Genomic DNA, 26,371 nt, shown 5'->3' on the forward strand with positions numbered 1-26,371 from the left:
CCGCGGGTCGGTGCGGCTGTTCCGATGCCGCAGGGTCGTCTGCCGGCAGGTCGGAGGAGGCGTGCCGATGCCGTCCCCGTACCCCCTTGCCGTCGAGAATGCCAGGTTGCGGCCGGTCCTGGTGGGCCGCGGCCCTGGTTGTGGCAGGGCGGTGACACTCGCGGGGCCGCCCCTCGAAGTGCGCGGCGCGGCAGCGGGCATAGTCTCAAGGGGTGGACAACATGGACACGGCGCCCCGCGATCCGGGTGCCGCCGGAGCGCACGCCGGGCCGAACGCGAACGCCGACGGCAGGGACCACCTGCGCCGGCCGCGGGTCGGCCACATCCAGTTCCTGAACTGCCTCCCGCTGTACTGGGCGATGGCCCGCACCGGGGCGCTGCTCGACATGGAGCTCACCAAGGACACCCCCGACCACCTCAACGACGCGCTGGTCCGCGGCGACCTCGACGTGGGCCCGATCAGCCTCGTGGAGTTCCTGCGGCACGCCGACGACCTGGTGCTGCTGCCGGACATCGCGGTGGGCAGCGACGGCCCGGTGATGTCGGTGGTGATGGTCAGCCAGGTGCCGCTGTCGCATCTGGACGGTGCCAAGGTCGCGCTGGGCTCGACCTCGCGCACCTCGGTGCGGCTGGCCCGCCTGCTCCTGGAGGAGCGCGACGGGGTGCGCCCGGATTACTTCACCTGCCCGCCCGACCTGCCGCTGATGATGCAGGAAGCGGACGCCGCGGTGCTGATCGGCGACACCGCGCTGCGCGCCTCGCTGCACGACGCCCCGCGGCTGGGCCTGCGCGTCCACGACCTGGGCCAGGAGTGGAAGGAATGGACGGGCCTGCCGTTCGTCTTCGCGGTGTGGGCGGCCCGCCGCGACTTCCTGGCCGCGCACCCGGAGCGGGTCCGCGAAGTGCACCGCGCCTTCCTGGACTCCCGCGACCTGTCCATGGCGCAGGTCGACAAGGTGGCCGAACAGGCGGCGCGCTGGGAGGCGTTCGACGCGGCGACGCTGGAGCGCTACTTCGCCACCGCGCTGGATTTCTCGCTCGGGGAGCGCCAGTTGGCCGGCATCGCCGAGTTCGCGCGGCGCACCGCGCACGACACGGGTTATCCCGCGGATGTGCGGGTCTCGCTGCTCGAAGCATGAGATGTCGGTCATAAAGGCTTGTCCTGGTTGACGCGCGTCAACCAGGCTGGCCGCCCATGGGCAAGGTTTATCCAGAAGGCATCAGCGGACGGCTGAAGACGTTCATCCTCGATCAGCCGGTGTACTTCACCGCGACCGCGCCGCTCGACCCCGACGGCCACGTCAACGTGTCGCCGAAGGGCCACGCCGGTTCGTTCGCGGTGCTCGACGAGTGGACCGTGGCGTACCTGGACTGGACCGGCAGCGGCGCCGAGACGCACGCGCACCTGCGCGAGAACGGCCGCATCACGCTCATGTGGACGGCGTTCTCCGGCCCGCCCACCGTCGTCCGCCTGCACGGCCGCGGCGAGACGATACGCCCCGACGACGCACGCTGGCCCGGCCTCGCCGAGCACTTCGCGGACGCCGACCAGCCGGGCATCCGCGCCATCGTCGTGGTCCACGTCACACGCGTGTCGGACAGCTGCGGCTTCTCCATCCCCTTCATGGACTACGTTGGCGAGCGGCCGCTGCTGCGCAGCTACTGGGACGGCAAGAGCCCCGACGACGTCGAGGCCTACATGGCGAAGAAGAACCGCGACAGCATCGACGGCCTCCCGGCCCTGCCCGCGGCACAGGACTGCCCTGCGGCCGGTTAGGCTCGGAGCCGGTCCGAAGTCGTCCGTGGAGGGTCGTCCCGTGAGTGCAGTAGCCCCCGAGTCCGTAGGGTCCGACCTGCAGCCGGTGCTGGACCGGGCCGCCGCGGGCGGGCGGATCTCGCCCGAGGAGGCGCTGGAGCTCTACGTCCGGGCGCCCCTCCATGCGCTGGGCCGCGCCGCGGACGAGGCGCGCCGCCGCCGCTACGCGGGCACCGAGCACATCGCCACGTACATCATCGAGCGCAACATCAACTACACGAACGTGTGCGTCACGGCGTGCAAGTTCTGTGCGTTCTACGCGCCGCCGAAGAGCGACAAGGGCTGGTCGCGCGAGCTCGACGAGATCCTGCGCCGGTGCGCCGAGACCGTCGAACTGGGCGGCACCCAGATCATGTTCCAGGGCGGCCACCACCCGGACTACGGCGTCGAGTACTACGAGCGCTCGTTCGCGGCGATCAAGGCGGAGTTCCCGCAGCTGGTCATCCACTCGCTCGGTGCGTCCGAGGTCGAGCACATGGCCAAGGTGTCGGGCGTCTCGATCGAGGAGGCCATCACCCGCATCAAGGCGGCCGGCCTCGACTCGTTCGCCGGTGCGGGCGCCGAACTCCTGCCCGCCCGCCCGCGCCAGGTCATCGCGCCGCTCAAGGAGTCCGGCGAGCGCTGGCTCGAGATCATGGAGACCGCGCACGGGCTCGGCCTGGAGTCGACCTCCACGATGCTGATGGGCACCGGAGAGACCAACGCCGAGCGCATCGAGCACATGCGCATGATCCGCGACGTGCAGGACCGCACCGGCGGGTTCCGGGCGTTCATCCCGTACACCTACCAGCCGGAGAACAACCACCTGAAGGGCCGCACCCAGGCGACCCTGCTGGAGTACCTGCGCATCATCGCCGTGGGCCGCCTGTTCTTCGACAACGTGAACCACCTGCAGGGCTCGTGGCTGACGGTGGGCAAGGAGGCCGGCCAGCTGTCGCTGCACTACGGTGCGGACGACCTGGGGTCGGTCATGCTGGAAGAGAACGTGGTGTCCTCGGCGGGCGCGAAGCACCGGTCGAACCGCATGGAGCTGATCCACCTGATCCGCGCCGCGGGCCGTGTGCCGGCGCAGCGCGACACGACGTACAACCACCTTGCGGTGCACGAGGACCCGGCGCAGGACCCGGTCGACGACCGCGTGGTCTCGCACCTGGCGTCCACCGCACTGGAGGGCGGCACGGCCCACCCGGAGCTGACCATCGTCGAGGCCCGCTGACGCATCGACCGGCGGTGCGGCCGACCGCACCGCCGGTGGTCCGGCTGCCGATCCGGTACGTCCGCGGCGGGACTCCCGGACGGCCGCCCGCCCCGGCACACTGAACCCATGCCGCTCACCCTGCACGCCGCCCCCGTCGTCCTCTCCATGGCCGGCGGGCCGCCGCTGCGCGACGGCGCCGTGCTGGTGGACGGCGACCGGATCGCCGCCGTCGGCCCGGCCGCCGGACTCGCCGAGCGCTTCCCGGCGGCCCGCGTACGGCAGTGGCGCGGCGTGCTCACGCCTGGCCTCGTCAACGCCCACGCGCACCTGCAGTACACCGACTTCGGGCATCTGGCGGAGTCCGGCCTGCCGTTCCCGGAATGGCTCGCGGCCATCAACCGCGAGCGCGCCGGCTACTCCGAGGCCCGCTGGCAGGAGAGCGCGCGCCGCGGCGTGCACCTGATGCTCAAGTCCGGCACCACCGCGGTCGCCGACATCGTCACCCACCGCTGCGTGCTGGTCCCGGTGGCCCGCTCCGGCATCCGCGGGATCTCGTACATCGAGGTCATCTCGGACGGCCCGCGCTGGACCGAGAAGCGCCGCGCCCGCCTCTTGGACGCGCTCGCCACGCCGCTGTCCCGCACGCTCGGGGTGTCGCCGCACACGCCGTACACGGTCGGCACCGCGGTCTTTGCGGAGTCCGTGGCGATCGCCCGCGAACAGGGCCTGCGCGTCCACCCACACCTGGCCGAGTCGGCGCACGAGCTGGAGTTCGTCCGGTCCGGCACCGGCCTCTTCGAGACGGTCAACCGCGTCGTCGGCTTCGACCACGAACTCCTGGACGGCGGAAGCGGGCTGGCCCCCGCCGCTTACCTCGACTCGCTCGACGTCCTGGGCTCCGACGTGCACGTCGCGCACGGTGTGCACCTCGACGCCGCGGACCGCGAGATCCTGCGCAAGCGCCAGACGCCCGTCGCGCTGTGCGTGCGCTCCAACAAGATCCTGCAGGCCGGCGAGGCCCCGGTCGCCGACTACCTCGCCGAAGGCTCCCCGCTCGCCATCGGCACCGACTCGCTGGCCTCCTCCCCGTCCCTGGACCTCTGGGAAGAGGCAGCGGCAGTAAGGGAGTTGGCGGTACGCCAGGGCTACACCGCAGCGGACCTCGACCGCCGCCTCGTCGAGGCCGCGACGCTCGGGGGCGCCCAGGCCATGGGCCTTGCCGACGCCGGCCGCCTCGCCGAGGGCCTCCCCGCCGACTTCGCCGTCTTCGACGTCCCCGCCGACCCCGCCGACCCGGACCTCGACCCGTACGCATCCCTCCTCGCCCACGGCGCCGGCGCCTGCATCGGCACATCCCTGAACGGCCGCCTGGTCCACCGCCGCTGAAGTCCCGCCCGGACCGCGGCCGCAGCCCGTGCGCAGGCCGCGCGACGGGCCGCGGCGGAGGGTTGCAGGGGCGTCACGCTGCGGCACGCGGGACCCGCGTGTGCGGGCCGAGGCGCCCGACAGGCGAAGATGGTCCGGTGACCCGAGCCTCCCTGGACAAGAAGCCGCGCGACGTCGCCCAGATGTTCGACGACGTCGCGGAGAAGTACGACCTGACCAACACCGTGCTGTCCCTCGGCCAGGACCGCTTCTGGCGCAAGGCCGTGACCAGAGCCGTCGACGCCCGCCCCGGCGAGCGCGTCCTGGACCTCGCGGCCGGCACCGGCACCAGCTCGATGCCCTTCCACGAGGCGGGCGCCACCGTCGTGCCGTGCGACTTCTCCGTCGGCATGCTCCGCGAGGGGAAGCGCCGCCACCCCGAACTCCCGTTCACCGCGGGCGACGGCATGCGCCTGCCGTTCGCGGACGGCGTGTTCGACGCGGTCACCATCTCCTTCGGGCTGCGCAACATCGCCGACCCGGGCGTCGGCCTCGCCGAGATGCTGCGCGTCACCCGTCCCGGCGGGCGCCTGGTGGTGTGCGAGTTCAGCCACCCCACCTGGAAGCCGTTCCGCACCGTCTACATCGAGTACCTGATGAAGGCGCTGCCGCCGGTCGCCACCAAGGTCAGCAGCAACCCGGAGGCGTACGTCTACCTCGCCGAGTCGATCCGCGCCTGGCACGACCAGCCCGGGCTCGCCGCGCTCGTGCGCGACGCGGGCTGGGAGCGCGTGGCCTGGCGTGACCTGTCCGGCGGCATCGTCGCCATGCACCGTGCCTTCAAGCCCCTGGATCGTTAGGCACGGCATCGGACGCCGCGGCCCGGCCACCGGGGCCGGGCCCGGGCGTCCGCCGAGGAGATGCCGATGCGGCCGAAGCGGCCCCTGCGCCGGCCCGCGCTGCTGGTCGCCGCCGTACTCGCCCTGTCCGGCAGCACCGCCGCCTGCTCCGCGGGAGACGGCCCCGGACCGCACCCGCCCGGCGGCTCGGCGTCCGCACCGGGCGCCGCAGCCAAGGCCGGCGGGGCCTTCGACGTCGCCGCCGAGAACGCCCGGCCCGGCACCGACGCCTGGAAGACCGGCCTGCGGCTCGACCCGGCCCGGTCCATCGAGGGGTACGCGGACCGCATCGCGGTCCGGCCGGGCGAGGAGTTCCGGCTGTTCGTCTCGACCACCGCACCCGGCTTCACCGCCACCGCGTACCGCATGGGCTGGTACGGCGGCGCCAAGGGCCGCGAGGTGTGGAAGTCCGCCCGGGTGCCCGGCGCCAAGCAGCCCGCGCCCGTCGTCGACGCCGGCGTCAACACGGTGCACGCCGACTGGAAGCCGTCCCTTGCCGTGTCCACCGCGGACTGGCCCGAGGGCTCCTACCTGCTGCTCCTCGCCTCCGACGCGGGCTTCTCCACGTACGTGCCCGTGACGGTCCGCAGCGGCCAGGCCCGCGGCCGCACCGTGCTCCTCAACGCGGTGACCACCTGGCAGGCCTACAACGAGTGGGGCGGCCACAACCTCTACAACGGGCCCAAGGACTACAGCGACCGGGCCCGCATCGTCAGCTTCGACCGGCCGTACGACAGCAGCGGCGCGTCCGGGTTCCTCAACATGGAACTCCCGCTCGTGGCCCTCGCCGAGCGCATGGGCCTGCCCGTCTCGTACGCCACCGACGTCGACCTCGACGCCGATCCGGCGATGTTCGAGGGCGCCGCCGCGGTCATCACGCTCGGCCACGACGAGTACTGGTCCACCGGGATGCGCGAGCACGCCACCGCACTCCGTGACACCGGCACCAATCTGGCCTTCCTCGGCGCCAACGCGGTCAACCGGCATATCCGCTTCGGCCGGACCGCGCTCGGCGACCGCCGCCTGGTGGTCTGCTACAAGTCCGCCGCAGAGGACCCGATGCGCGCCGACGACCCGGCCGAGACCACGCAGGACTGGCGGCTGCCCCCGCACTCGCGTCCCGAGAACGTTCTCACCGGCACCTACTACCAGTGCTTCCCCGGCAACGCGGCGTTCGTGGTGTGGGACCCGGACGCTTGGATGTTCGCGGGCACCGGCGCGCAGCGCGGCAGTTCGTACAAGGGCCTGGTCGGCGTCGAGTACGACCGCGTGGTGCGCGACCCCGCACCGCCGCAGCCCCTCCAGGTGCTCAGCCACTCGCCGGTGGTGTGCGGCGGCAAGAACGACTTCGCCAACGCGTCCTACTACACGACCCCGTCCGGCTCCGCGGTCTTCTCGACCGGCACGATGCGCTGGGTGTGCGCGCTGGGCACCGGATGCGGCCAGTACCTCGACGACGCGGCCCGCCGGTTCGCGACCCAGGTGACCGAGAACGTGCTGCGCGTCTTCGCGGCCGGCCCGGCCGGCAAGGCCCACCCGGCGCGCGCCAACGCCGGGGAACTGCCCGGCTGAACGGACCACGCGGGAAACCCGGGGCGGATCGGCGCCGGGCGCAGCCGAATCCGCTTGTCCCGGTCGGTAGCGTGTCGGCATGCCTGAGCTGAAGTCCGTCAAGTCCGTCAACATCGGCACCGCCACGCCGACCGAGCACTCCGACATGGCCGTCACCGGCATCGACAAGCGCGCGGTCGACGGACCGGTCCGGCTCACCGCGCCCGCCGAGGGCAGCGGCGTGGCCGGCGACGCGATCTGTGACCTGCGCCACCACGGCGGTCCCGACCAGGCGGTGTACGCGTTCGCCTGGGAGGACCTCACCGCGTGGTCCGACCGCATCGAGGCGGAGATCCGCCCCGGCATCTTCGGCGAGAACCTCACCACGGTCGGCATCGACGTCACCGGTGCGGTGATCGGCGAGCGCTGGCGGGTGGGCAGCGCGCTGCTCGAGGTGTCGGTGCCCCGCATCCCGTGCCGCACCTTCGCCGGGTTCCTCGGCGAGCGCGGCTGGATCAAGCGCTTCACGCAGGACGCCCGCCCCGGCGCCTACCTGCGCGTCCTCGAACCGGGCGAGGTCCGGGCCGGCGACACCGTGGAGATCGTGCACCGCCCCGGGCACGGGGTGGACATCGGCACGGTCTTCCGCGCGGTGACCAGCGAGCCCGACCTGCTCGGCAAGCTGGTCGACATCGAGGAACTCCCGCAGAAGATCCGGGACAAGGCCCGCAAGCGCACCGACGCGGATTCCGGTGCGGACGGCGCCGACCAGGACATCCCGTCCCGCCTCACCGACGCGGACTGAACCGCGGCGCGCCCCGGTCCCGCACCCGCCCGCCGGGGCGAGGACCGGGGCGCACCTCCGCCCGCCCTAGACTTGGCAGCGCCGCACCGCAGCACGCGCACCACCCCGCGGCACCCGAAGCACCCCCGAGCCGCCGCCCGGCACACCTCAGGAGAGTCGAGTTGACCGAGTCCGTGTCTGCCGAGTCCGCCGCAACCGGTGCCGAGCGGGCCGATTCCGCGCATGAAGCCGACGTCATCGTCGTCGGCGCCGGCCCCGCAGGGTCCACCACCGCGTACCACCTGGCCAAGGCCGGGCGCAGCGTGCTGCTGCTGGAGAAGACGTCGTTCCCGCGCGAGAAGGTGTGCGGCGACGGCCTGACGCCGCGGGCCGTCAAGCAGCTCGTGTCGATGGGCATCGACATCTCGCCGGAGGCCGGCTGGCTGCCGAACCGCGGCCTGCGCATCCTCGGCGGCGGCATGAAGCTGGAGCTCGACTGGCCCGACCTGGCCGCGTTCCCGAACTACGGCCTGGTCCGCAAGCGCACCGACTTCGACGACATCCTGGCCCGCCAGGCCGCCGCGGCCGGCGCCAAGGTGCACGAACTCACCAACGTGACCGGCCCGGTGCTCGACGAGCGCACCGGCCGGATCGTCGGGGTCCGGGCCAAGGTCGGCCCGGCCAAGGAGGAGCAGGTCTTCCGCGCCCCGATCGTGGTCGCCGCGGACGGCAACTCCACGCGCCTGTCCCTCGCGATGGGCCTGCACCGCCGCGAGGACCGCCCGATGGGCGTCGCGGTGCGCACGTACTTCAAGTCGCCCCGCCACGAGGACGACTACCTCGAGTCCTGGCTCGAGCTGTGGGACAAGCGCGACGGCCGCAACGACCTCCTGCCGGGCTACGGCTGGATCTTCGGCATGGGCGACGGCACGTCCAACGTCGGCCTCGGCCTGCTGAACACTTCGGACTCCTTCAAGGACATCGACTACCGCGAGCTGCTCAAGGCGTGGGTCGCGGGCATGCCCGAGGAGTGGGGCTACACCGAGGAGAACCAGGAAGGCCCGATCCGCGGCGCCGCGCTGCCGATGGGCTTCAACCGCCAGCCGCACTACACCAAGGGCCTGCTGCTGGTCGGCGACGCGGGCGGCATGGTCAACCCGTTCAACGGCGAAGGCATCGCGTACGCCATGGAGTCCGGCGAGATCGCCGCCACGGTCATCGCGCAGGCCCTGGCCCGCAAGACCGCCGAGGGCCGCGAGCGGGCGCTGTACGACTACCCGCGCATCCTCAAGCAGACCTACGGCGGCTACTACACGCTGGGCCGGCTCTTCGTGAAGCTGATCGGCGAGCCCAAGGTCATGAACTTCGCGACCAAGCACGGGCTTCCGCACCCGCTGATGATGAAGTTCGTACTCAAGATGCTGGCCAACCTCACCGACCCGCGCGGCGGCGACGCGATGGACCGCATCATCAACGGCATGGTCAAGATCGCCCCGGCGGCCTGACCCTCCGCAGACGCAGAAGCGGGCCCTCCGATCCGTTCGGAGGGCCCGCTTGCGCTTTCACCTCAGGTTGTCCGCAGGCCCCGCCTTCACCTCAGGCTGTCCGCAAGCCCCGCCCTCGGGCCGTACTCACGCCGCACTTTCCACCGCGACGCCGGCGTCCACCGGCTCGGCCACCGACGCATCGTCCTCGCGCCGGCTGTGGAAGTACGCCCGTACGCCCGGCTCGACGGCCGCCATGCCGCACGCGGACCAGCGCAGCACCCGTCCCGGCTCGTCCACCAGATGCTCCGCGGGACGCAGCCCGGACAAGAGGTAGTTCCGGTCGCCGTACTGCCGCAGCTCCGGCGGCCCGTGCTCCAGTACCTCGACCGTGGTGTCCGCCGCGGCGACACCGCCGTCGCCCAGCCAGGCCCCGGCCCGCGCGACCCACGCGTCGTACTCCGCGACCAGTTCCGCCGACCACTTCAGGCCCAGGTTGCTGCGGTAGGAATCCAGCCACGGTGTGGACGGTGTGTCGTACCGCTGCCTTACCGCCCAGCCGAGCACCGAGTCGCCGCCGCCGACGATCGCCCGGTCGAACAGCCCTGGCCCGCCGCCCTCTTCGAACAGCGAACGGCAGGCGCCCCACACCAGCCCCATCGCACCGCGGCCGCCGGGCACCAGGGCACTGACCCGGGTCATCGACAACTCGTCCCGGGTGTCCCGGTGCCGGACCACCCGGAAGCCCTGCACCAGCCGCGCCCGCCGCAGCGCGTCCGCGACCGCGGCGGCCCACTCGCGGTGCACGATCACATCGCTGTCCGCCCACACCACATGCGTGTACTCGGCCGGCAACTGCCGTACCGCCAAGTTGATCAAGCGTTCCTTGTGCCATAGGAACGGGCATTCGGCATCCCAGAACGCGACCTGGGCGTCCAGCGGGTGTGTCCCGCCCGCGCCGGCCAGGTAGACGTCCTCGGCCAGGCCGGCCGATCGGTACGCCGCAAGAGTGCGGGACAGCTTCCGCTCATGGGAGCCGTAGCCCGCGGGGTTGAAATAAGGGATGACGACCGCAAGTCTGACCATGCCGAAACCGCCCCTCGCCCGGATTCGTCGCGTGCCGGAACGACCCTCGGCCAAGCCCTCTGCACAGGCCGACAAAAGCCGCAAAAAGCACACGCGGCCGTCGCCTGCCCCCAGGCATGCCGAACGTCGGGAAACATCGCCTACACGGCGGAATGATCAACGGAGAAAACGAACATGACCTGCGACGAAACCCCTGGCCAAGGTCCGCCGCAGGTCCATGATGACGCATCGGTCTCGGCCTAGGTAATAGCTTTCACTCCGGTTATCGCAAAGTCCGCCGCGCACCGATCCGACCCGCCCCCGAACCCACCCCGAACCGGACCGGAACCGACCGGACACGAGCACCCGGACCCCCGCGAATCCGTTCGCGTGCGGCCCTCCCGAAGGCGAGGATGGGCGCATGGTCCGGATCGAGCTGGTGCAGGGCGACATCACCGACGAGCGCGTCGACGCCATCGTCAACGCCGCGAACTCCTCGCTGCTCGGCGGCGGGGGAGTGGACGGCGCCATCCACCGCAAGGGCGGCCCCGCGATCCTGGCCGCCTGCCGCGACCTCCGCGCCTCCCACTACGGCCGCGGCCTCGCCACCGGCCAGGCAGTAGCCACCACAGCGGGCGACCTGGCCGCCCACTGGGTCATTCACACCGTCGGCCCCGTCTGGTCGAAAGACGAAGACCGCTCCGCCCTCCTGGCCTCCTGCTACCGAGAATCCCTCCGGGCAGCCGACCGACTCGGCGCCCGCACCATCGCCTTCCCGGCCATCTCGGCCGGGACGTTCGGCTGGCCCCTGGACGATGCGGCACGCATCGCCGTGCAGACCGTCGCCCCGCTGCGCGCTCCCGAAACCGCAGTCGAGCTGGTGCGGTTCGTCCTGTTCGACGCCGCTGCCTTCGCGTCCTTCACGCAAGCCTGGGAGGACTACTACGGCTGACCGGAACCGGCCCCTCCGAGGGCGGGTCTACAGGGCTGCGGCCCGCCGCAGGAGATCATCGCGGCGGGCGCGGACCTCGGCCAGCAGCGGAGCGTTCGCTTCGATCCAGCGCTTCTCGTACGCGATCGCCACCGCGTTGAAAATACCGACCAGGTTCGTCGCCAACTTGCACTGGGTGTCAGCGCGCGCAGTGGCTCGCTCTTCCTCGCCTACCGGCTCGGAGGGGCCGTCGCTCCACTTTTCCTGCCGCGAGGCCTCCGCCGGATTCGGGTAGTCGAACCCCTTCTGCTTCATGCACTTGCTCCATGCCGACTCGGCCGCCACCAGGCGCGGGTCCTCCACAGGAGTCACCGTCTCCAACGTGGGGCTGATGTCGACACCCAGCGCCGACGACGCGTCCGAGCGCACCTTGTCGCAGCCGCCTTCAGGGACGGGCTTGCCGGCGAACTCGGTGAGGCGCGTGAAGCCGTCGGTGGTACCGCTGGCCAACCGGTCCACGTCATCACGTTCCTTCGGCGGCGGTGGTGACGTGACCTCGGGCGGGTAATGCCGTAGTCGAAACCCTTCGTGCCACGTCTCCGACGGATCGAAAATCCCGTAGTCCCCGAACGAATTCGGATGCACATCCCACGGGCCGGCCTGCCGCGGGGGCTCTGCGGCAGGCGAGTAGTCCACGCCGTAGCTCCGGATGCAGTCCGCGAAGGCCTTGGCCGCCACCTTGCCAAGCGCGGCTTTCTCGGCCTCGCTCAACTGATAGGCATCCACCGGGTGGACCACTTGGGACGGGTCGGTGATCACGGATATCGGCCCGATTTCCGGCACATCGGCTTTCTTCTCGGCATCCGCACACCCGGCGGCGCCGACCACCAGGGCACCGATTGCGATAGCCGACCAGACTGATCGAGGCGATATCAACACGCACTCCCCTCACATGATGGCGGTCGCTCAGACCGCGGGTTTGGCCTGCCGCAGGACTTCGTCCACGCGCTTGCGATAATCGGAGAGTGCCACCGCGTTGCGCTCGATGTACAGGTTGTCGTACGCGATTGTGACCGCCAGTACGACCCCGACGAGATTGGTCGAGACTTTGCATCCGTTGTCAGCCGCTGCTGTGGCGCGCTGCTCCGAAGTGATCTCGGCTGTATGCCACTTGTCGTCCAGGTACGCCGCCGAAGGGTCCGGGTATTCGTACCCGTGCTCGCGCATGCAGCCGCGCCACGCATCCACAGCCGCCTTGATGCGTGGGTCGTCGGCCGGGACTTTTGGACCTCCAAACGGAAGAACGCCCACGTTCGGGGAGACAGAGATTCCGCCGATCGAGTCCCGCCCGACCTTGAAGCATCCACCATCGGGAACGGGACGCCCGGCAAATTGGGCAACCTTGGATTGCGTGACGGGGTCCACGCCATTGAACACGCCGGCTTCGGCCGGGCTCAGCCCCGGCTGCTCCGGCATCGGGCCCGCGGGCCCACTGAGCTCGGCACGAACCCGGTAGCCGTCCATCCAGACCTGCTGCGGATCGAATGCACCGAAGACCTCGTCGATGGTGCGGCGTATGTGCTCCGCGTTTTCGAGACCGATGACCTGTGCGGGGGTGAAAGTGATTCCGAAGCTGCGCATGCATTCGGCCATCGCGTCGTTCGCGGCCTGATTGACCAACTGCGATTCCCAGCCGGTCGGGATGTAGCGGTCGATCGGCCGCAGGATCTGCGCGGGATCGGTGACGGTCGTAATGCTGCCGATCGGAGGCGCCTGCGGTTCCCGCTCGGCACCGCCGCCGCACCCAGCGACGGCAAAAGCCGTCAAGGTCAGGGTGCAGAGAGATGTCACAGTCCTTTTGCGCACGCTTCTTCGACCTCCTTTCGACTGCAGGACCGAGAATCGGGCGTGCGGGTGCACCGCCGCGATTCGCGTCGCGGCGGTGCACCCGCACGTCGTAATCAGCAGGGCTGTGTGCATCCACCGCGGCTGTTAATCCACAGCGCGGTCGTCACGGCAGTGTCTGCCGAGTTGGGGTCGTACCACTGCCCGGGATAGATGTGCGGGCTGTAGTACGAGGACCCGATGTGATACCAGACGAACGCATCCTGCGTTCCGGCAGAGTAGTGCCGGGTACTGGTGTAGTACTTTCCGTTCACGCCGCCTGCGCCCTTGTAGCAGATGTCTCCTGCCATGGTCCAGATGCGGAACGGGGTGGTGTCCGATGCAGTGCACCTGGGGTTGGTAATCGCCGAAGCCGGTGTCGAAGCGATTACTCCGGCCGTCGCCATGGTGCCTGCGATCGCCACGACCGCGGTCGCCTTGCGCATTCCCATAAAGTTCCCCCGAACTATGGTCTGCAGCGGGCGTCGGAGCCCGCCGATGCAACGGACAGGTTGTCGAGGTGCGCGTGACGGTGTCAAGTGCCTGGAATTCACCGGTGACCATCTTGGGAGGCATTCGTCGGGATGGTTGGGGCGGCCCGCAACTACGAGCGTTTGTCCCGGTATCAGCAGCGGCAAACGCTTGCTTCCTGGGTTTGCCGGAGGCATAATTCGACGCTCTTTGGCGACTGTCCGGATGGATGGTGGCGGCACGATGATCTTCGGGGAGAGATTGTGCGTTCATCCGATTCCGCCGGGGTGGCCGACGTCGGTGAGGATGCCATCGAAGTGAGCGACAGGGAATTCGGAATACCGGACTCCGCTTCACGCATGATCCGGCGCCAGCGGGTGGTCATCGGTATTGCGGTGGGTGCGGCGGTGCTTTCCCTTGCAGGGCTGGTGGCGTCGACGTTTGTGAAGTCGCCGGCGCAGGCGAAGTCCGAGGCCGGGCCGCCGAAGGCGTCGGTGCTGACGGCGACGGTCGAACGGCGGTTGCTGACGGACACGTTGGCCGTCCGGGGCAACGTGGTGACGACCGCGCAGATCGAGGTCACGCCGACTGCGCCGGTCGGGGCTGCTGCGCCGTTGGTGACCGGCACGCGCGCGCAGGCCGGTGCGCGGCTGCAGGGCGGGGACGTGGCCGTGGAGGTGTCCGGGCGGCCGGTGATCGTGCTGGCCGGTGCGGTTCCGGCGTACCGGGACCTCAAGCCGGGGGGCGAGGGGGCGGATGTCGCCCAGTTGCAAGCTGCGCTCACGGCCATGGGGCTCGGTGTCGGTGCCGATACGCGCGGGCACTTCGGTCCCGGGACCAAGGCGGCGCTGACCAAGCTGTACGAGCGTCTCGGATACGCGGTCCCGACCACGGGCGGCTCCGACCCACAGGCCGACCGGAAGGCTCTTCAGGCGGCGCAGACTTCGGTCGACGAGGCGCAGCGGGCGGTCGACAACATGAAGCGGCAGATCGCGGCGGGTGCGGGTACGCCTTCGGGGGCGCCGAGCCCGGGGGCGCCCGGAGGAACGCCCGGGCCTTCGGGTGACGGCAGTGAGCCTCTGTCCGAGCAACTGCGCTACCTGCAGAAGGCGTTGACGGCCGCCAAGCAGAATCAGGCGGAGCTGGTCGCCACCACAGGCCCGTATCTCCCGGTCGCCGAAGCGGTGTTCGTTCCGCAATTTCCGGTGAAGCTGGTGAAGTTGAACGCCAAGGTCGGCGACAAGGTGACCGCACCTCTTCTCACGCTCTCCTCGGGCAGCCTGGAGATCACCTCGGAACTGCCCCAGGACCAGGTGGGCCTGATCAAGCCCGGCATGGCGGTGCGGATCGACGCCGAGTCGATCGGCGGGCACGCGACCGGGACGGTCGCGCGCATCGGTGGGGGACAGGCAGCTGCAGGCCAGCATGCCGGGCCGAGCGCGGGCTTCCCGGGTGCCCCGACCGCGGCACCCGCGAACCAGCAGGGCGGCTCCTCCCGCACCCCGTTCACCGTGGCCCCGGAGAAGGCTCTCGAGCCGAACTGGGACGGCCAGAACGTCCGGCTCACCATCACTCAGGCATCGACGCCCGCTCCGGTGCTGGTCGTCCCGGTCTCGGCGCTCTCGACAAGTGCCGACGGCCGCACGACCGTCACCAAGCGCGACGCAGCCGGACGTACCGCCCAAGTGGAGGTCAAGGCCGGGCTGTCGGGCGATGGCTACGTCGAAGTGATCGCGGCGGGACCGGCGCAGCTGGAGGCCGGCGACACTGTCGTGGTCGGCGCATGAGCCTGCTGCGGCGGCGGAACCGGCAGGCGCGGTCTGCCGGAGACGATGCCCTTGGTCGGCCGATGACGGACACCCCGGTCATCCGCTTCGACGGCGTCGGCCTCACCTACCCGGGTCCGCCGCCCGTGACCGCGCTGCGCGACTGCCGGATGACCGTCGAGCGCGGCGAGTTCGTCGCTGTCGTCGGCCCTTCCGGCTCGGGCAAGTCGACGTTCCTCAACCTCGCCGGCCTGCTGGACCGCCCCACCACCGGAACGTACGAGCTCGACGGCATCGACGTCCGCTCGCTGTCCGAGACCGAGCGGACCGCGCTTCGCGGACGCCGCCTCGGCTTCGTCTTCCAGGCGTTCCATCTTCTTCCCTACCGCACCGCGCTGGAGAACGTCGCGCTCGCGCAGCTCTACAGCCGTGTCTCCGCCGCCGACCGCCGCAAGGCCGCCGCCGAGGCATTGCGGCGTGTGGGCCTCGGCCACCGCATGCACGCACTGCCGACGACGCTCTCCGGCGGTGAGCGCCAACGCGTCGCCATCGCAAGGGCGTTGGTCAACCGTCCCAGTCTCCTCCTGTGCGACGAGCCGACCGGCAGCCTCGACACCTCAACCGCAGGGACCGTCATGGACCTGCTCGCCGAGCTCAACTCGGCCGGACTCACCATCGTCGTGATCACCCACGACCTGCACGTCGCGGGCCGAGCAGACCGCATCCTCGCGATCCGGGACGGACGGCTGAGCGCCGACCGACCGTCCGGGCAGGCCGCCTCAGCCCCGCAGGAGCCGCATGCCCACGCCGGATAGCCGTCGCGGACGACGCGCACGCGGCATCGAACCCTCCGGAATCCGGCGCCGCGACCTGGCCGCCGAAGCGCTCGCCGGGGTTCTGCAGCGACCTGCCCGCTCGGTCCTCACCATGCTCGGAACGGTCCTCGGCATCGGGGCCTTCGTGGCCGTCCTCGGCCTGACCGCGACGGCCGGCGGTCAGATCGACAAGCGGTTCGACGAGCTCAGCGCCACCCAGGTCACCGTCGCCGACGTCGGCACAGGTGTCCCCGACGACCCGACGCTGTCCTTCCCTGCCGACGCGGACCAGCGCATCGGCGCCCTCAACGGCGTCGTCGCAGGCGGCGTCTTCTGGCCGATCGACCAGGCCCGCCCCAGATTCGCCGCCACCCCCGACGCGGACGCCCCCGGTGCCGGGTACGGAGACGGCATCCGGCTCTACGCGGCCAGCCCCGGGGCGCTGGCCGCGATGGAGCCCACCCTGCGCACCGGCCGGACGTACGACCGGTTCGCCGAGAGCCGCCGCGAACGCGTCGCCGTGCTCGGCCCCGGGGCCGCCCGCAAACTCGGCATCACCCGGCTCGACGGCAACCCGGCCGTGTTCGTGAACGGCAGCCCCTACACCGTGGTCGGCATCATCGCGGACACCCGCCGCATGCCGGAGCTGCTGTCCTCGGTCTTCATCCCCGCCGCCACCGCCGTCCAGGGCTTCGGCGAACCCGTCGGCCCGCGCGCGTCGATGATCGTCCACACCCGTATCGGCGCCGCCCGGCTCATCGCCCGCCAGGCACCCGTGGCCCTGCGCCCCGACGGCCCGCAACTGTTCAGCGTGACGCCGCCGCCGGACCCCCGCGACCTGCGCGAGGACGTCGGCCGCGCGCTCGACAGCCTCTTCCTTCTTCTTGCCTCGGTCAGCCTCGTCATCGGCGCGGTCGGCATCGCGAACACCACGCTCGTCGCGGTCCTCGAGCGGACCCCCGAGATCGGCCTGCGCCGCACGCTCGGAGCCCGTCCCCGGCACATCGCGCTGCAGTTCCTTGCCGAATCCACCGCACTGGGCACCCTCGGCGGCCTCATCGGCACCAGTTGCGGCGTCGCTGTCGTCCTGGCCACTGCGGTCGGCAATGACTGGACGGCCATCCTCGAACCGTGGGTGGTCGTGCCCGCGCCGCTGATCGGCAGCGCCGTCGGCCTTGTCGCCGGCCTCTATCCCGCACTGCGCGCCGCCCGCATCGAACCCGCGGACGCCCTCCGCCGCTGAGCTAGTCCTTCCTAGTCCTTCGGCATCGTGGCGAAGGCGCGTTTGAGGCCGGTGGAGAGGCGGGGGGCGACGCGCTTTTCGACGAGGACGTGGATGAGCCAGGCGACCACGAGGACCCAGAGCATCACCATGAACACGACCAGGTGCGGATTGAAGCGGCCGCGGAGGGCGATGATGAGCGCCCAGCCTGCCTCGCAGTGGATCAGGTAGACGGGGAACGTCAGGGCGCCGAGGGTGGTGAGCCAGGGGTAGCGGATGCGGTCCAGGTAGCCCAGCGCGAGGACGGCCATCACGACGTAGAAGAGCGTCACCAGTGCATGCGTCGGCCAGGACGGCATGTTGTGGTGCATCATCCACTCGGTCGACTCCTGGCGGGCGATCACGCTGTGCTGGGAGAACGCGAAGGCGAAGGCGACGATCCCCCAGAGGAGCAGGGTCGGGCCGTTGCGGCGCATCAGGAAGAAGGCGATGCCCGCGATGAAGAAGGGGGCGGACTCCGGGATCAGCAGGATCTCGAGCGTCCTGTTGTCGATGGCCGTGGCGAGCGTCGCCGCGGTCATCCAGAGGGCGCAGAAGACGATCACCCGCTGGTAGGTGACGCCCCGCCAGACGACGATCGCGAAGAGCAGGTAGAACCTCAGCTCCACCCAGAGTGTCCAGTAGACCGCGTCGACGGCCGGTGCCCCCAGGGGTTCCTGGAGCATCGTCAGATTGAGCAGCCGGTCCCAGACCGAGACGGCCGAGACGCCCTTGCCCTCGGCGACGGTGTACACGATCAGTGTCGTGACGACGATGGCCGCCCAGTAGGCGGGGTAGAGGCGCGTGATGCGGGACGTGACGAACTGCCCGATGCTCCGGCCCCATGAACTCATGCAGATGACGAAGCCGCTGATGAGGAAGAAGAACTCGACGCCGAGCCAGCCGTAGCCGCTGACCACCACGAGGGTGCTGTCGAAGAGCCGCTGCGGTTCGCCGATGCCCCACGCGTACGGCGCGATCACGAAGTGGTGCAGCATGACGATGGCCGCTGCTATGAACCGCAGGCCGTCCAGGGCCGCGAGCCGGCCCCCTGCCGCCCTCGGCGCCGCCGGGGCCGTCGGGGACTTGGGGGTCTCCGGAGCCGATGCTTCCGCCGGTGCCGGCGCATCCGCCGGGGCCGCCGGGGGCGGCGATATCTGGCGGGAACCAGGGGACTTCAGCCTGGCTTCACGCGACAGCAGCGAAAAGTTCACGGGGGATTTATATCGGGCCACTAGCGAATCCACAGTGCATGTCGGAACTGTTACATATCCGAGCTGCGCGGTCGGGGTGCCTCCGGGGTCGGCGGATCGGCTCTGGGAGCGGCATCCCGCAGGTTCGCGGGCTTCCGGGCGGCGGGACGAGTGTGAGCGGGAACACCCGGCGCCCTGCCCGGGATCGGGGCCGATGCCCCTCTGTCCAGCCGTAAGCAAGTTGAAACCACAAATGCCTTCTTATTGACCTGCAAGTTGGCTAGCTTCTGATGCCCCATGCTGCTATACGGGCGCATGGTCACAGGGGGTTGTTCCATCAACACGCACAGACGCCCGCGGTTCCAGTACAGGTCGGCGGGACAGCTGATCACCGCGTTGGGCATCGTTCTCACACTCACCGCAGGCCTGTTCTGGTACACGCTGGCGGAGCGCGGCGAGGCCGCGCAGACCCTTCCGCCCGGGTTCTCGGTCCGCGAATCGACCACCGGACAGCAGGGCCTGACCACGGACTTCGTGTTCACTCCCGACGGCGGCTACATAACCATCGGCAAATCGGGCCACGTCGCGTACGTGTCCGCCGGCGGCCAGGTCACCCCGCTGAAGGACATACCGGTCGACGACACGCTCGACCTCGGGCTGACCGGCATGGCGCTCGCACCCGACTTCGCGACCAACCGCACCATGTACACCGCGTACACCACCACGGACGGAAAGCTGCGCCTGAGCCGCTGGAAGGTCGACGGCCAATCCGCGCCCACCGGGCTCAGCGACGAGTTCGTGATGGTCGAGGCCCCGGCCCGCTTCACCGCCCACGCGATCACCGGCGTCCTCGCCGACGCGGACGGCTACGTCTGGCTGAGCATCGGCGACAACGCCGACTTCGTGCCGGTCGACCCGCGGGCGTTGGACGCGCAGAAGCCCGATTCCCCGTACGGCAAGCTGATGCGCCTGGACAACCAGGGCCGCGGCGTCCCCGGCAACCCGGGCTACAACGCCGCCGCCCCGGACTCGTGGGCCAGCCGCATGTACGCGTCCGGCTTCCGCAGCCCCTTCCGGCTGTCCCTCGACCCGGTGACCGGCGCCCCGCTGGTCGGCGACGTCGGCTGGGGCACGTGGGAGGAGATCGACCTGGTCCGGGCCGGCGACAACTACGGATGGCCCTGCTGGGAAGGCGACTTCCCGACCGCCGGCTACACCGACCTGCCGGGCTGCAAGGGCGTCGCGGCCAGCAAGCCGCTGTACGCCTACAACCACGACGGCAAGGGGGCGAGCGTCACCGGCGGCGTGGTCTACACCGGTATCTCGTACCCGGAGCAGTACCGCAACAGCTACTTCTTCGGCGACTACTCGCAGCGGATGATCCGCACGATGAAGATCCGCGACGCGCAGGGCGCGCAGCTCGCGAACCCGGTGGCCGAGGTGTTCAGCCACGACCCGAACACGGACTGGCGGTCGACCAGCACGGGTCCGGCCAAGTTCGCCGCGGCCCCGGGCAACGGCGACATCGTCTACGTCGACCTGTACACCAACTCGGTCAAGCGCCTGGTCTACGAGGCGGGCAACCGCGCGCCGGTGGCCAAGGCCACCACCACCGTCGACCCCGCGCAGCTGACCGTCACCTTCGACGCGAGCGACTCGAACGACCTGGACGGCGACCCGCTCACCTACGCCTGGGACTTCGGCGACGGCGAGTCCGGCACCGGCCCGGTGGTGACGCACAAGTACGAGGAGCCGGGCGACTACGAGGCGACCGTGACGGTCACCGACACCGGCGGCAAGACCGGTACATACAAGGTGAAGGTCGTCCCGGCCAACCACGCGCCGAAGATCGAATGGACCGCGCCCGCCGCGGACCGCAAGTTCAAGGTCGGCGAGAAGGTGCGCATCGAGGCGCAGGCCACCGACACCGAGGACGGCGCGCTGAACCTGCGCTGGGAAGTCGTCATGGCGCACTGCTACGGCGGCACCTGCCACGCGCACAATGACAGCGGCCACGAGGGCGGCACCTTCGACCGGGCGTTCCCGGACCATGGCGACGACACGCACATGCAGCTGACCGCGATCGCGACCGACTCCAAGGGCGTGACCACCCAGCGCGTCTACGCGGCCTGGCCCAAGCTGGTGACCCTGACGGTCAAGGCGGACACCCCGGTGACCGTGACGCTCAACTCGCACCAGGCCGCGAGCGTGCCGGTCGTGGTGGGCTCCAAGGTGACGATGACCGCGCCGGAGACCGCCACCGACGGTGTGGCCACCTTCGCCCGCTGGGGCGACGACGAGACGGAGCGGGCCCGCGAGGCGGTCATGCCCGACCACGACTGGGAGCTGACGCTCGACTACGCGACGCCGATCGACAAGCGGCTCGCCGCCGAGCCCGCGGTGGCCGCCCTGCTGGGCGCCCCGACCGGCCCCGAGGTCGGCGACGCGGACCTGCGCTCCCGGGAGTTCGCCAAGGGGCGCGCGTACTGGAGCCGGGCGGCCGGCGTGCACGTCATCCGTGGCGAACTGCTCGCGAACTACCTCGCGCAGGGCGGCGCGGCGAACTTCGGCCCGCCGACCACCGACGAGCTGACCGCCCCGGACGGGGTCGGCAAGTACCACCAGTTCGGTCCGGGGGCCTCCGCGTACTGGAGCCCGCGCACCGGATCGCACATGGTGTGGGGTGCCATTCACGCCAAGTGGCGGGCGCTCGGCGGCGAAGGCGGTTCGCTGGGGTACCCCGCCACCGACGAGGGCAACACCGGCAGGCCCGGCGGCCGGTACAACAACTTCGAGAAGGGCAGCATCACCTGGTCGGCGACGACCGGGGCGCACGCGGTGAGCGGCGCGTTCGGTGCGAAGTACGCGCAGTACGGCTGGGATGCGGGGATCCTCGGGTTCCCGGTCAGTGACGAGGCGCCTACCGGGCGTCCCGGCGGCCGCTACATCAACTTCCAGAACGGCGTGATCATCGTGTCCGACGTCGGCGGCGCCCGCGCCGTCTACGGCGGCATCTTCACCAAGTGGGGCCAGACCGGCTGGGACGGCGGCTACTTGGGCTTCCCGCTGACCGACGAGGCGAACACCGGGCGCCCGGGCGGCAGGTACGCCGTCTTCCAGGGCGGCACCATCTACTGGTCGGCGCAGACCGGCCCGCAGGTGGTCATGGGGGCGATCGCGCAGAAGTACGCGGAGTACAACTGGGATTCGGGCGGCCTCGGCTTCCCGACCACCAGTGAGGCCTCGACCCGCAACGGCGCGGCCCGCTTCAACCACTTCCAGGGCGGCGCCATCTACTGGTCCCCGCAGACGGGCGCGCACGCCATCTACGGCGGCATCCGGGTGCGTTGGGACGCCAAGGGCGCCGAGACGTCCTACCTCGGCCTGCCGACCAGCGAGGAGTACTCGGTGAACGGCGGCCGGCGGCAGGACTTCCAGTTCGGCTACATCGTCTGGACGCCGGCGAACGGCGGGACGCTGACCGACCGGAGGTACTGACGCGGCGGCCGCGTGCGTTCCCGCGCACGCGGCCTGCCGGAACCGCGGAAGGCGGTCCTGACCAGGCAGTCGAGCAGGAAACCGAAGAACCCCCGGGCGGCCCGCCGCCCGGGGGTTCTTCGCGTCCGGGGTGGTGAGGCTCGCCTAACACGTCGTCCGATGTTGATCAAATTTGATGATCCGCCAAATCCCCTGATATAGGCGCGAGTCAAGCGTTGGTCAAGATCGACATCTAACGGGTTGCTTCCCTAGCACTGTGTGTCCGAATCCTTGCGGTAGGTCGAAACAAGCTCGGGCGCAATCGTTTCTGATCGATCATCAGGTGGTGAAGATCACACCATGATCGAATTGGGCTCGTGTCGCAGATCACATCGGAAGAGGCGTAGGATCGGCGCCGTTCCGGGTGCTTGTGAACCTGGTCACATGCTCACAAGCGGGTGGGCGTGACCGGTCCCGATGGACGGAAGGGAGCAGTGCGGCAATGAACCTGTACGCGCCGATCCTGGTGCTCGGCGGCATCGCCGCGGCCTTCGGTGTCGTCTCCCTCGTCGCCGGCGCGCTGACCGGGCCCAAGCGGTACAACCGGGCCAAGTTGGAGGCGTACGAGTGCGGCATCGAGCCGACACCGCAGCCGGCCGGCGGCGGCCGCTTCCCGGTGAAGTACTACCTGACGGCGATGCTCTTCATCATCTTCGACATCGAGATCGTCTTCCTCTACCCGTGGGCGGTCTACTTCGACGCCCTGGGCATCTTCGGTCTCGTCGAGATGGCCCTGTTCATCCTCACCGTGTTCGTCGCCTACGCCTACCTGTGGCGGCGCGGCGGCCTCGAGTGGGACTGACGGGCGACCGAGCCCAGCGCACGCACGACAGATCCGCATCCCGCAGGTACTGACGGCAGAGGTCCAGATGTTCCACGTGATCCAGGCGATCCAGGTGCTCCAGGAGAGGCCATCCGATGGGTATTGAGGAGAAGCTGCCCAGCGGCTTCCTGCTCAGCACGGTCGAAGATCTGGCCGGCTACTTCCGCAAGAGCTCGTTCTGGCCCGCCACCTTCGGCCTGGCGTGCTGCGCCATCGAGATGATGGCCACCGGGGCCGGCCGGTACGACCTCGCGCGGTTCGGCATGGAGGTCTTCCGGGCATCGCCGCGGCAGGCCGACCTGATGATCGTGGCCGGCCGGGTGAGCCAGAAGATGGCGCCGGTCCTGCGCCAGATCTACGACCAGATGGCGGCCCCGAAGTGGGTGCTGTCGATGGGCGTCTGCGCCTCCTCCGGCGGCATGTTCAACAACTACGCGATCGTCCAGGGTGTCGACCACATCGTGCCCGTGGACATCTACCTCCCCGGCTGCCCGCCGCGCCCCGAGATGCTGATGGACGCCATCCTCAAGCTCCACGAGCAGGTGCAGCACATGCCGCTCGGGGTGAACCGCGAGCAGGCCGCGCGCGCCGCCGAGCAGGCCGCACTGACGGCGGTGCCCACCATCGAGATGCTGCCGCTCGTCGAGACGAGCAGCGGGATGAAGGGGCTGCCGCGATGAGCGACGCACCCGGCGCGGAAAACGCGTCGCCCGGAAGCGGAGTTCCCGTACCGCGCGGTTCGGCGAGCGAGGTGCTGGACGTCCGGCACGGCATGTTCGGCCCGAAGGGCACCGGCGACACCTCCGGCTACGGCCGCCTGGTACGCACCGTCGCCCTGCCCGGTGCCGCGGTGCGCCCGTACGGCGGACCGCACGCCGCGGACGGCGACGAAGGCCGCGCCGAAGGCGAATTCGACGTCGTCGCCGACGAGTTGGAAGGCGCCCTGGCCGAGGCCGGGATCGCCTACGACGACGTCGTCGAGCGCGTGGTCGTGGACCGCGGCGAAATGACGCTGCACGTACGCCGCGACGGCCTCGTCAAGACGGCGCTGACGCTGCGCGACGACGCCGCACTGCGCTTCGAACTGTGCACCGGCGTCAGCGGCGTGCACTACCCGACCGACGAGGGCCGCGAGTTCCACGCGGTCTACCACCTGCGGTCGATCACGCACAACCGGCTGGTGCGCCTGGAGGTCGCGGCCCCGGCCGCGGACCCGCACATGCCCTCGCTCGTGAAGGTGTACCCCACCCTCGACTGGCACGAGCGCGAGACGTACGACATGTTCGGCATCGTCTTCGACGGGCACCCGGCGCTCACCCGCATCCTCATGCCGGACGACTGGCCCGGCCACCCGCAGCGGAAGGACTACCCGCTCGGCGGTGTGCCCGTCGAGTACAAGGGCGCCCAGATCCCGCCGCCCGACCAGCGGAGGTCGTACAGCTGATGGCCGAGCAGACCAACACCCACGCCACCGCGCCCGGCGCCGCGGAGACCGAGGCGGCCGCCGAGGCCAAGGCCCGGGAGACCACCGAGGGCCGGGTCTACACCGTCACCGGCTCCGACTGGGACGAGGTGGTGCAGGCCGCCGCCGACGCGGACGAGCGCATCGTCGTCAACATGGGCCCGCAGCACCCGTCCACGCACGGCGTGCTGCGGCTGATCCTGGAGATCGACGGCGAGACGGTCACCGAGGCCCGCTGCGGCATCGGCTACCTCCACACCGGCATCGAGAAGAACCTCGAGTACCGGACCTGGACCCAGGGCGTCACTTTCGTGACGCGCATGGACTACCTCGCCCCGCTGCACAACGAGGCGGTCTACTGCCTCGGCGTCGAGAAGCTGCTCGGCATCGCCGACCAGATCCCCGAGCGCGCCGAGATCATCCGGGTGCTCCTCCTGGAGCTCAACCGCATCTCCTCGCACATGGTCTGCCTGGCCACCGGCGGCATGGAGATCGGCGCGCTGACCGTCATGACGTTCGGCTTCCGGGACCGCGAACTCATCCTCGACGTCTTCGAGATGATCACCGGCCTGCGCATGAACCACGCGTACATCCGGCCCGGCGGCCTGGCCCAGGACCTGCCGCCCGGCGCGGTCGACAAGATCCGCGAACTGGTCGACGTCCTGCCCGGCCGGATCCGCGAGTACGAGCTGCTGCTCAACGACAACCACATCTTCAAGGGCCGCACCGAGGGCATCGGCTACCTGGACCTGGCCGGCTGCATGGCGCTCGGCGTCACGGGCCCGTGCCTGCGCTCCACCGGCCTGCCGCACGACCTGCGCAAGACCCAGCCGTACTTCGGCTACCAGAACTACGAGTTCGACATCCCCACCGCGGACACCTGCGACGCCTACGGGCGCTACCTGGTCCGCATCGCGGAGATGAAGGAGTCGCTCAAGATCGTCGAGCAGTGCCTGGAGCGGCTCAAGCCTGGTCCGGTCATGGTCGAGGACAAGAAGATCGCCTGGCCCGCGCAGCTCGCCCTCGGCCCCGACGGCCTGGGCAACTCGCTGGACCACATCCGCACCATCATGGGCACCTCCATGGAGTCCCTGATCCACCACTTCAAGCTGGTGACCGAGGGCTTCCGGGTCCCGCCCGGCCAGGCGTACGCCGCGATCGAGTCGCCCAAGGGCGAACTCGGCGTGCACATGGTCAGCGACGGCGGCACCCGGCCGTACCGCGTCCACTACCGCGACCCGTCCTTCACCAATCTGCAGGCCATGGCCGCCATGTGCGAGGGCAGCCAGGTCGCGGACGTGATCGTGGCCGTCGCGAGCATCGACCCCGTCATGGGAGGTGTCGACCGATGACCGACCTGGGCATGCCCCGCCTGCCCGCGCCGGGCTACCCCGCCGACGTACGCGCCCGGTTGGAGACCGACGCGCGGGAACTCATCGGCCGATACCCGCAGTCGCGGTCCGCCCTGCTCCCGCTCCTGCACCTGGTGCAGGCCGAGGAAGGGTACGTCAGTCCCAGCGGCATCGAGTTCTGCGCCGAGATGCTGGGCCTGACCACCGCGGACGTCACCGGCGTCGCGACCTTCTACACCATGTACCGGCGGCAGAACGGCGGCGACTTCCACGTCGGCGTCTGCACCAACACGCTGTGCGCGGTCATGGGCGGCGACGAGATCTTCGCGACCCTCAAGGACCACCTCGGGGTCGGCAACAAGGGCACCACGCCCGACGGTTCGGTCACCCTCGAACACATCGAGTGCAACGCGGCCTGCGACTACGCCCCGGTGGTGATGGTCAACTGGGAGTTCTTCGACAACGCCACCCCGGCGTCCGCCAAGGACCTCGTCGACGAACTCCGGGCCGGCAAGCAGGTCAGCCCGACCCGCGGCGCACCGCTGTGCACCTTCAAGGAGACCTCGCGCATCCTGGCCGGTTTTCCGGACCCGCGCGCCGAGGCGGTCGACCAGGGCGGCGCGGGCGGCACGCCCAGCCTCGTCGGCCTGCGCATCGCCAAGGGCCAGGACCCCGACGCACCCGCCACCACGCAGACCGGGAAGGGGGCGTGAC

General features: G+C 70.3%; 23 protein-coding genes. 18 read left to right on the forward strand and 5 right to left on the reverse strand.

The features are described 5' to 3' along the window. Positions 1–221: 221 nt before the first annotated feature. The 8 genes from LZ495_RS20275 (at position 222) to LZ495_RS20310 (ending at position 9,118) form a co-directional block, all read left to right on the forward strand. Positions 222–1,139, forward strand: coding sequence for a menaquinone biosynthetic enzyme MqnA/MqnD family protein (locus LZ495_RS20275; RefSeq protein ID WP_235053861.1), 918 nt, complete (start codon positions 222–224; stop codon positions 1,137–1,139). A 56-nt stretch (positions 1,140–1,195) separates the two neighbouring features. After that, positions 1,196–1,777 carry a pyridoxamine 5'-phosphate oxidase family protein gene (locus LZ495_RS20280; RefSeq protein WP_235053863.1) on the forward strand — a complete coding sequence of 194 codons (582 nt, stop codon included), beginning with the start codon at positions 1,196–1,198 and terminating at the stop codon, positions 1,775–1,777. Positions 1,778–1,817: 40 nt separating this feature from the next. Further along, positions 1,818–3,032 (forward strand): cyclic dehypoxanthinyl futalosine synthase, encoded by a 1,215-nt coding sequence (mqnC, locus tag LZ495_RS20285; RefSeq protein WP_235053865.1) that lies wholly within the window; start codon positions 1,818–1,820, stop codon positions 3,030–3,032. A gap of 108 nt (positions 3,033–3,140) precedes the next feature. Beyond that, positions 3,141–4,400: an amidohydrolase family protein gene (locus LZ495_RS20290; protein ID WP_235053866.1), complete on the forward strand. Its 1,260-nt coding sequence runs from the start codon at positions 3,141–3,143 to the stop codon at positions 4,398–4,400. A gap of 137 nt (positions 4,401–4,537) precedes the next feature. Continuing rightward, on the forward strand, positions 4,538–5,239 hold the full coding sequence (locus tag LZ495_RS20295; protein ID WP_235053868.1) for a demethylmenaquinone methyltransferase: 702 nt from the start codon (positions 4,538–4,540) through the stop codon (positions 5,237–5,239). 66 nt (positions 5,240–5,305) lie between these two features. Beyond that, positions 5,306–6,850, forward strand: coding sequence for a N,N-dimethylformamidase beta subunit family domain-containing protein (locus LZ495_RS20300; RefSeq protein WP_235053869.1), 1,545 nt, complete (start codon positions 5,306–5,308; stop codon positions 6,848–6,850). Between the two features lie 79 nt (positions 6,851–6,929). Beyond that, positions 6,930–7,634 carry an MOSC domain-containing protein gene (locus LZ495_RS20305; protein WP_235053870.1) on the forward strand — a complete coding sequence of 235 codons (705 nt, stop codon included), beginning with the start codon at positions 6,930–6,932 and terminating at the stop codon, positions 7,632–7,634. Positions 7,635–7,795: 161 nt separating this feature from the next. Further along, positions 7,796–9,118 (forward strand): geranylgeranyl reductase family protein, encoded by a 1,323-nt coding sequence (locus LZ495_RS20310; RefSeq protein ID WP_268823075.1) that lies wholly within the window; start codon positions 7,796–7,798, stop codon positions 9,116–9,118. A gap of 126 nt (positions 9,119–9,244) precedes the next feature. Here LZ495_RS20310 and LZ495_RS20315 read toward each other — a convergent pair whose 3' ends face one another. Next, positions 9,245–10,183, reverse strand: a complete 939-nt coding sequence (locus tag LZ495_RS20315; RefSeq protein ID WP_235053871.1) for a hypothetical protein — start codon at positions 10,181–10,183, stop codon at positions 9,245–9,247. 400 nt (positions 10,184–10,583) lie between these two features. Between LZ495_RS20315 and LZ495_RS20320 the strand changes: the two genes are divergently transcribed. Then, on the forward strand, positions 10,584–11,114 hold the full coding sequence (locus LZ495_RS20320; protein ID WP_235053872.1) for an O-acetyl-ADP-ribose deacetylase: 531 nt from the start codon (positions 10,584–10,586) through the stop codon (positions 11,112–11,114). A gap of 27 nt (positions 11,115–11,141) precedes the next feature. Here the strand turns inward: LZ495_RS20320 and LZ495_RS20325 are convergent, their stop codons facing one another. The 3 genes from LZ495_RS20325 to LZ495_RS20335 all read right to left on the reverse strand — a co-directional run bounded on the left by LZ495_RS20325 (position 11,142) and on the right by LZ495_RS20335 (position 13,423). Then, positions 11,142–12,032, reverse strand: coding sequence for a hypothetical protein (locus LZ495_RS20325; RefSeq protein ID WP_235053874.1), 891 nt, complete (start codon positions 12,030–12,032; stop codon positions 11,142–11,144). 27 nt (positions 12,033–12,059) lie between these two features. After that, positions 12,060–12,959, reverse strand: coding sequence for a hypothetical protein (locus tag LZ495_RS20330; RefSeq protein ID WP_235053876.1), 900 nt, complete (start codon positions 12,957–12,959; stop codon positions 12,060–12,062). Between the two features lie 95 nt (positions 12,960–13,054). Next, positions 13,055–13,423, reverse strand: a complete 369-nt coding sequence (locus LZ495_RS20335) for a hypothetical protein (protein ID WP_235053878.1) — start codon at positions 13,421–13,423, stop codon at positions 13,055–13,057. 138 nt (positions 13,424–13,561) lie between these two features. Between LZ495_RS20335 and LZ495_RS20340 the strand changes: the two genes are divergently transcribed. From LZ495_RS20340 to LZ495_RS20350, 3 genes are all read left to right on the forward strand, one after another. Beyond that, complete coding sequence (locus tag LZ495_RS20340; protein WP_235053880.1) at positions 13,562–15,235, forward strand: efflux RND transporter periplasmic adaptor subunit; 1,674 nt, start codon at positions 13,562–13,564, stop codon at positions 15,233–15,235. 62 nt (positions 15,236–15,297) lie between these two features. Then, positions 15,298–16,029: an ABC transporter ATP-binding protein gene (locus LZ495_RS20345; RefSeq protein WP_235053881.1), complete on the forward strand. Its 732-nt coding sequence runs from the start codon at positions 15,298–15,300 to the stop codon at positions 16,027–16,029. Next, positions 16,013–17,272 carry an ABC transporter permease gene (locus LZ495_RS20350; protein ID WP_235053883.1) on the forward strand — a complete coding sequence of 420 codons (1,260 nt, stop codon included), beginning with the start codon at positions 16,013–16,015 and terminating at the stop codon, positions 17,270–17,272. Before LZ495_RS20345 ends, LZ495_RS20350 begins: the two co-directional genes overlap by 17 nt. Before the next feature lie 11 nt (positions 17,273–17,283). On the opposite strand, the gene LZ495_RS20355 is transcribed toward LZ495_RS20350, so the two are convergent. Next, positions 17,284–18,504, reverse strand: a complete 1,221-nt coding sequence (locus tag LZ495_RS20355) for an acyltransferase family protein (RefSeq protein ID WP_235053885.1) — start codon at positions 18,502–18,504, stop codon at positions 17,284–17,286. Between the two features lie 375 nt (positions 18,505–18,879). Between LZ495_RS20355 and LZ495_RS20360 the strand changes: the two genes are divergently transcribed. From LZ495_RS20360 to nuoE, 6 genes are all read left to right on the forward strand, one after another. Then, complete coding sequence (locus tag LZ495_RS20360; RefSeq protein WP_235053887.1) at positions 18,880–21,981, forward strand: PQQ-dependent sugar dehydrogenase; 3,102 nt, start codon at positions 18,880–18,882, stop codon at positions 21,979–21,981. A 481-nt stretch (positions 21,982–22,462) separates the two neighbouring features. Further along, on the forward strand, positions 22,463–22,822 hold the full coding sequence (locus LZ495_RS20365; RefSeq protein WP_235053889.1) for an NADH-quinone oxidoreductase subunit A: 360 nt from the start codon (positions 22,463–22,465) through the stop codon (positions 22,820–22,822). 116 nt (positions 22,823–22,938) lie between these two features. Next, positions 22,939–23,523 carry a NuoB/complex I 20 kDa subunit family protein gene (locus LZ495_RS20370; protein ID WP_235053891.1) on the forward strand — a complete coding sequence of 195 codons (585 nt, stop codon included), beginning with the start codon at positions 22,939–22,941 and terminating at the stop codon, positions 23,521–23,523. Further along, positions 23,520–24,287: an NADH-quinone oxidoreductase subunit C gene (locus LZ495_RS20375; protein WP_235053892.1), complete on the forward strand. Its 768-nt coding sequence runs from the start codon at positions 23,520–23,522 to the stop codon at positions 24,285–24,287. The genes LZ495_RS20370 and LZ495_RS20375 overlap by 4 nt, the downstream gene beginning before the upstream one ends. After that, positions 24,287–25,657 carry an NADH-quinone oxidoreductase subunit D gene (locus LZ495_RS20380; RefSeq protein ID WP_235053893.1) on the forward strand — a complete coding sequence of 457 codons (1,371 nt, stop codon included), beginning with the start codon at positions 24,287–24,289 and terminating at the stop codon, positions 25,655–25,657. The genes LZ495_RS20375 and LZ495_RS20380 overlap by 1 nt, the downstream gene beginning before the upstream one ends. Continuing rightward, positions 25,654–26,370, forward strand: coding sequence for an NADH-quinone oxidoreductase subunit NuoE (gene nuoE / locus LZ495_RS20385; RefSeq protein ID WP_235053895.1), 717 nt, complete (start codon positions 25,654–25,656; stop codon positions 26,368–26,370). Before LZ495_RS20380 ends, nuoE begins: the two co-directional genes overlap by 4 nt. The last annotated feature ends 1 nt before the right edge of the window (position 26,371 follow it).

Source organism: Yinghuangia soli (assembly GCF_021502675.1).
GTDB lineage: Bacteria > Actinomycetota > Actinomycetes > Streptomycetales > Streptomycetaceae > Yinghuangia > Yinghuangia soli.

Coding starts and splice junctions, on each gene's coding strand:
- nuoE (WP_235053895.1), top strand. CDS start 25,654: ATGACCGACCTGGGCATGCCCCGCCTGCCCGCGCCGGGCTACCCCGCC.
- LZ495_RS20300 (WP_235053869.1), top strand. CDS start 5,306: ATGCGGCCGAAGCGGCCCCTGCGCCGGCCCGCGCTGCTGGTCGCCGCC.
- LZ495_RS20350 (WP_235053883.1), top strand. CDS start 16,013: ATGCCCACGCCGGATAGCCGTCGCGGACGACGCGCACGCGGCATCGAA.
- LZ495_RS20290 (WP_235053866.1), top strand. CDS start 3,141: ATGCCGCTCACCCTGCACGCCGCCCCCGTCGTCCTCTCCATGGCCGGC.
- LZ495_RS20380 (WP_235053893.1), top strand. CDS start 24,287: ATGGCCGAGCAGACCAACACCCACGCCACCGCGCCCGGCGCCGCGGAG.
- LZ495_RS20280 (WP_235053863.1), top strand. CDS start 1,196: ATGGGCAAGGTTTATCCAGAAGGCATCAGCGGACGGCTGAAGACGTTC.
- LZ495_RS20365 (WP_235053889.1), top strand. CDS start 22,463: ATGAACCTGTACGCGCCGATCCTGGTGCTCGGCGGCATCGCCGCGGCC.
- LZ495_RS20375 (WP_235053892.1), top strand. CDS start 23,520: ATGAGCGACGCACCCGGCGCGGAAAACGCGTCGCCCGGAAGCGGAGTT.
- LZ495_RS20305 (WP_235053870.1), top strand. CDS start 6,930: ATGCCTGAGCTGAAGTCCGTCAAGTCCGTCAACATCGGCACCGCCACG.
- LZ495_RS20320 (WP_235053872.1), top strand. CDS start 10,584: ATGGTCCGGATCGAGCTGGTGCAGGGCGACATCACCGACGAGCGCGTC.
- LZ495_RS20370 (WP_235053891.1), top strand. CDS start 22,939: ATGGGTATTGAGGAGAAGCTGCCCAGCGGCTTCCTGCTCAGCACGGTC.
- LZ495_RS20340 (WP_235053880.1), top strand. CDS start 13,562: ATGGTTGGGGCGGCCCGCAACTACGAGCGTTTGTCCCGGTATCAGCAG.
- LZ495_RS20275 (WP_235053861.1), top strand. CDS start 222: ATGGACACGGCGCCCCGCGATCCGGGTGCCGCCGGAGCGCACGCCGGG.
- LZ495_RS20345 (WP_235053881.1), top strand. CDS start 15,298: ATGACGGACACCCCGGTCATCCGCTTCGACGGCGTCGGCCTCACCTAC.
- LZ495_RS20335 (WP_235053878.1), bottom strand. CDS start 13,423: ATGCGCAAGGCGACCGCGGTCGTGGCGATCGCAGGCACCATGGCGACG.
- LZ495_RS20315 (WP_235053871.1), bottom strand. CDS start 10,183: ATGGTCAGACTTGCGGTCGTCATCCCTTATTTCAACCCCGCGGGCTAC.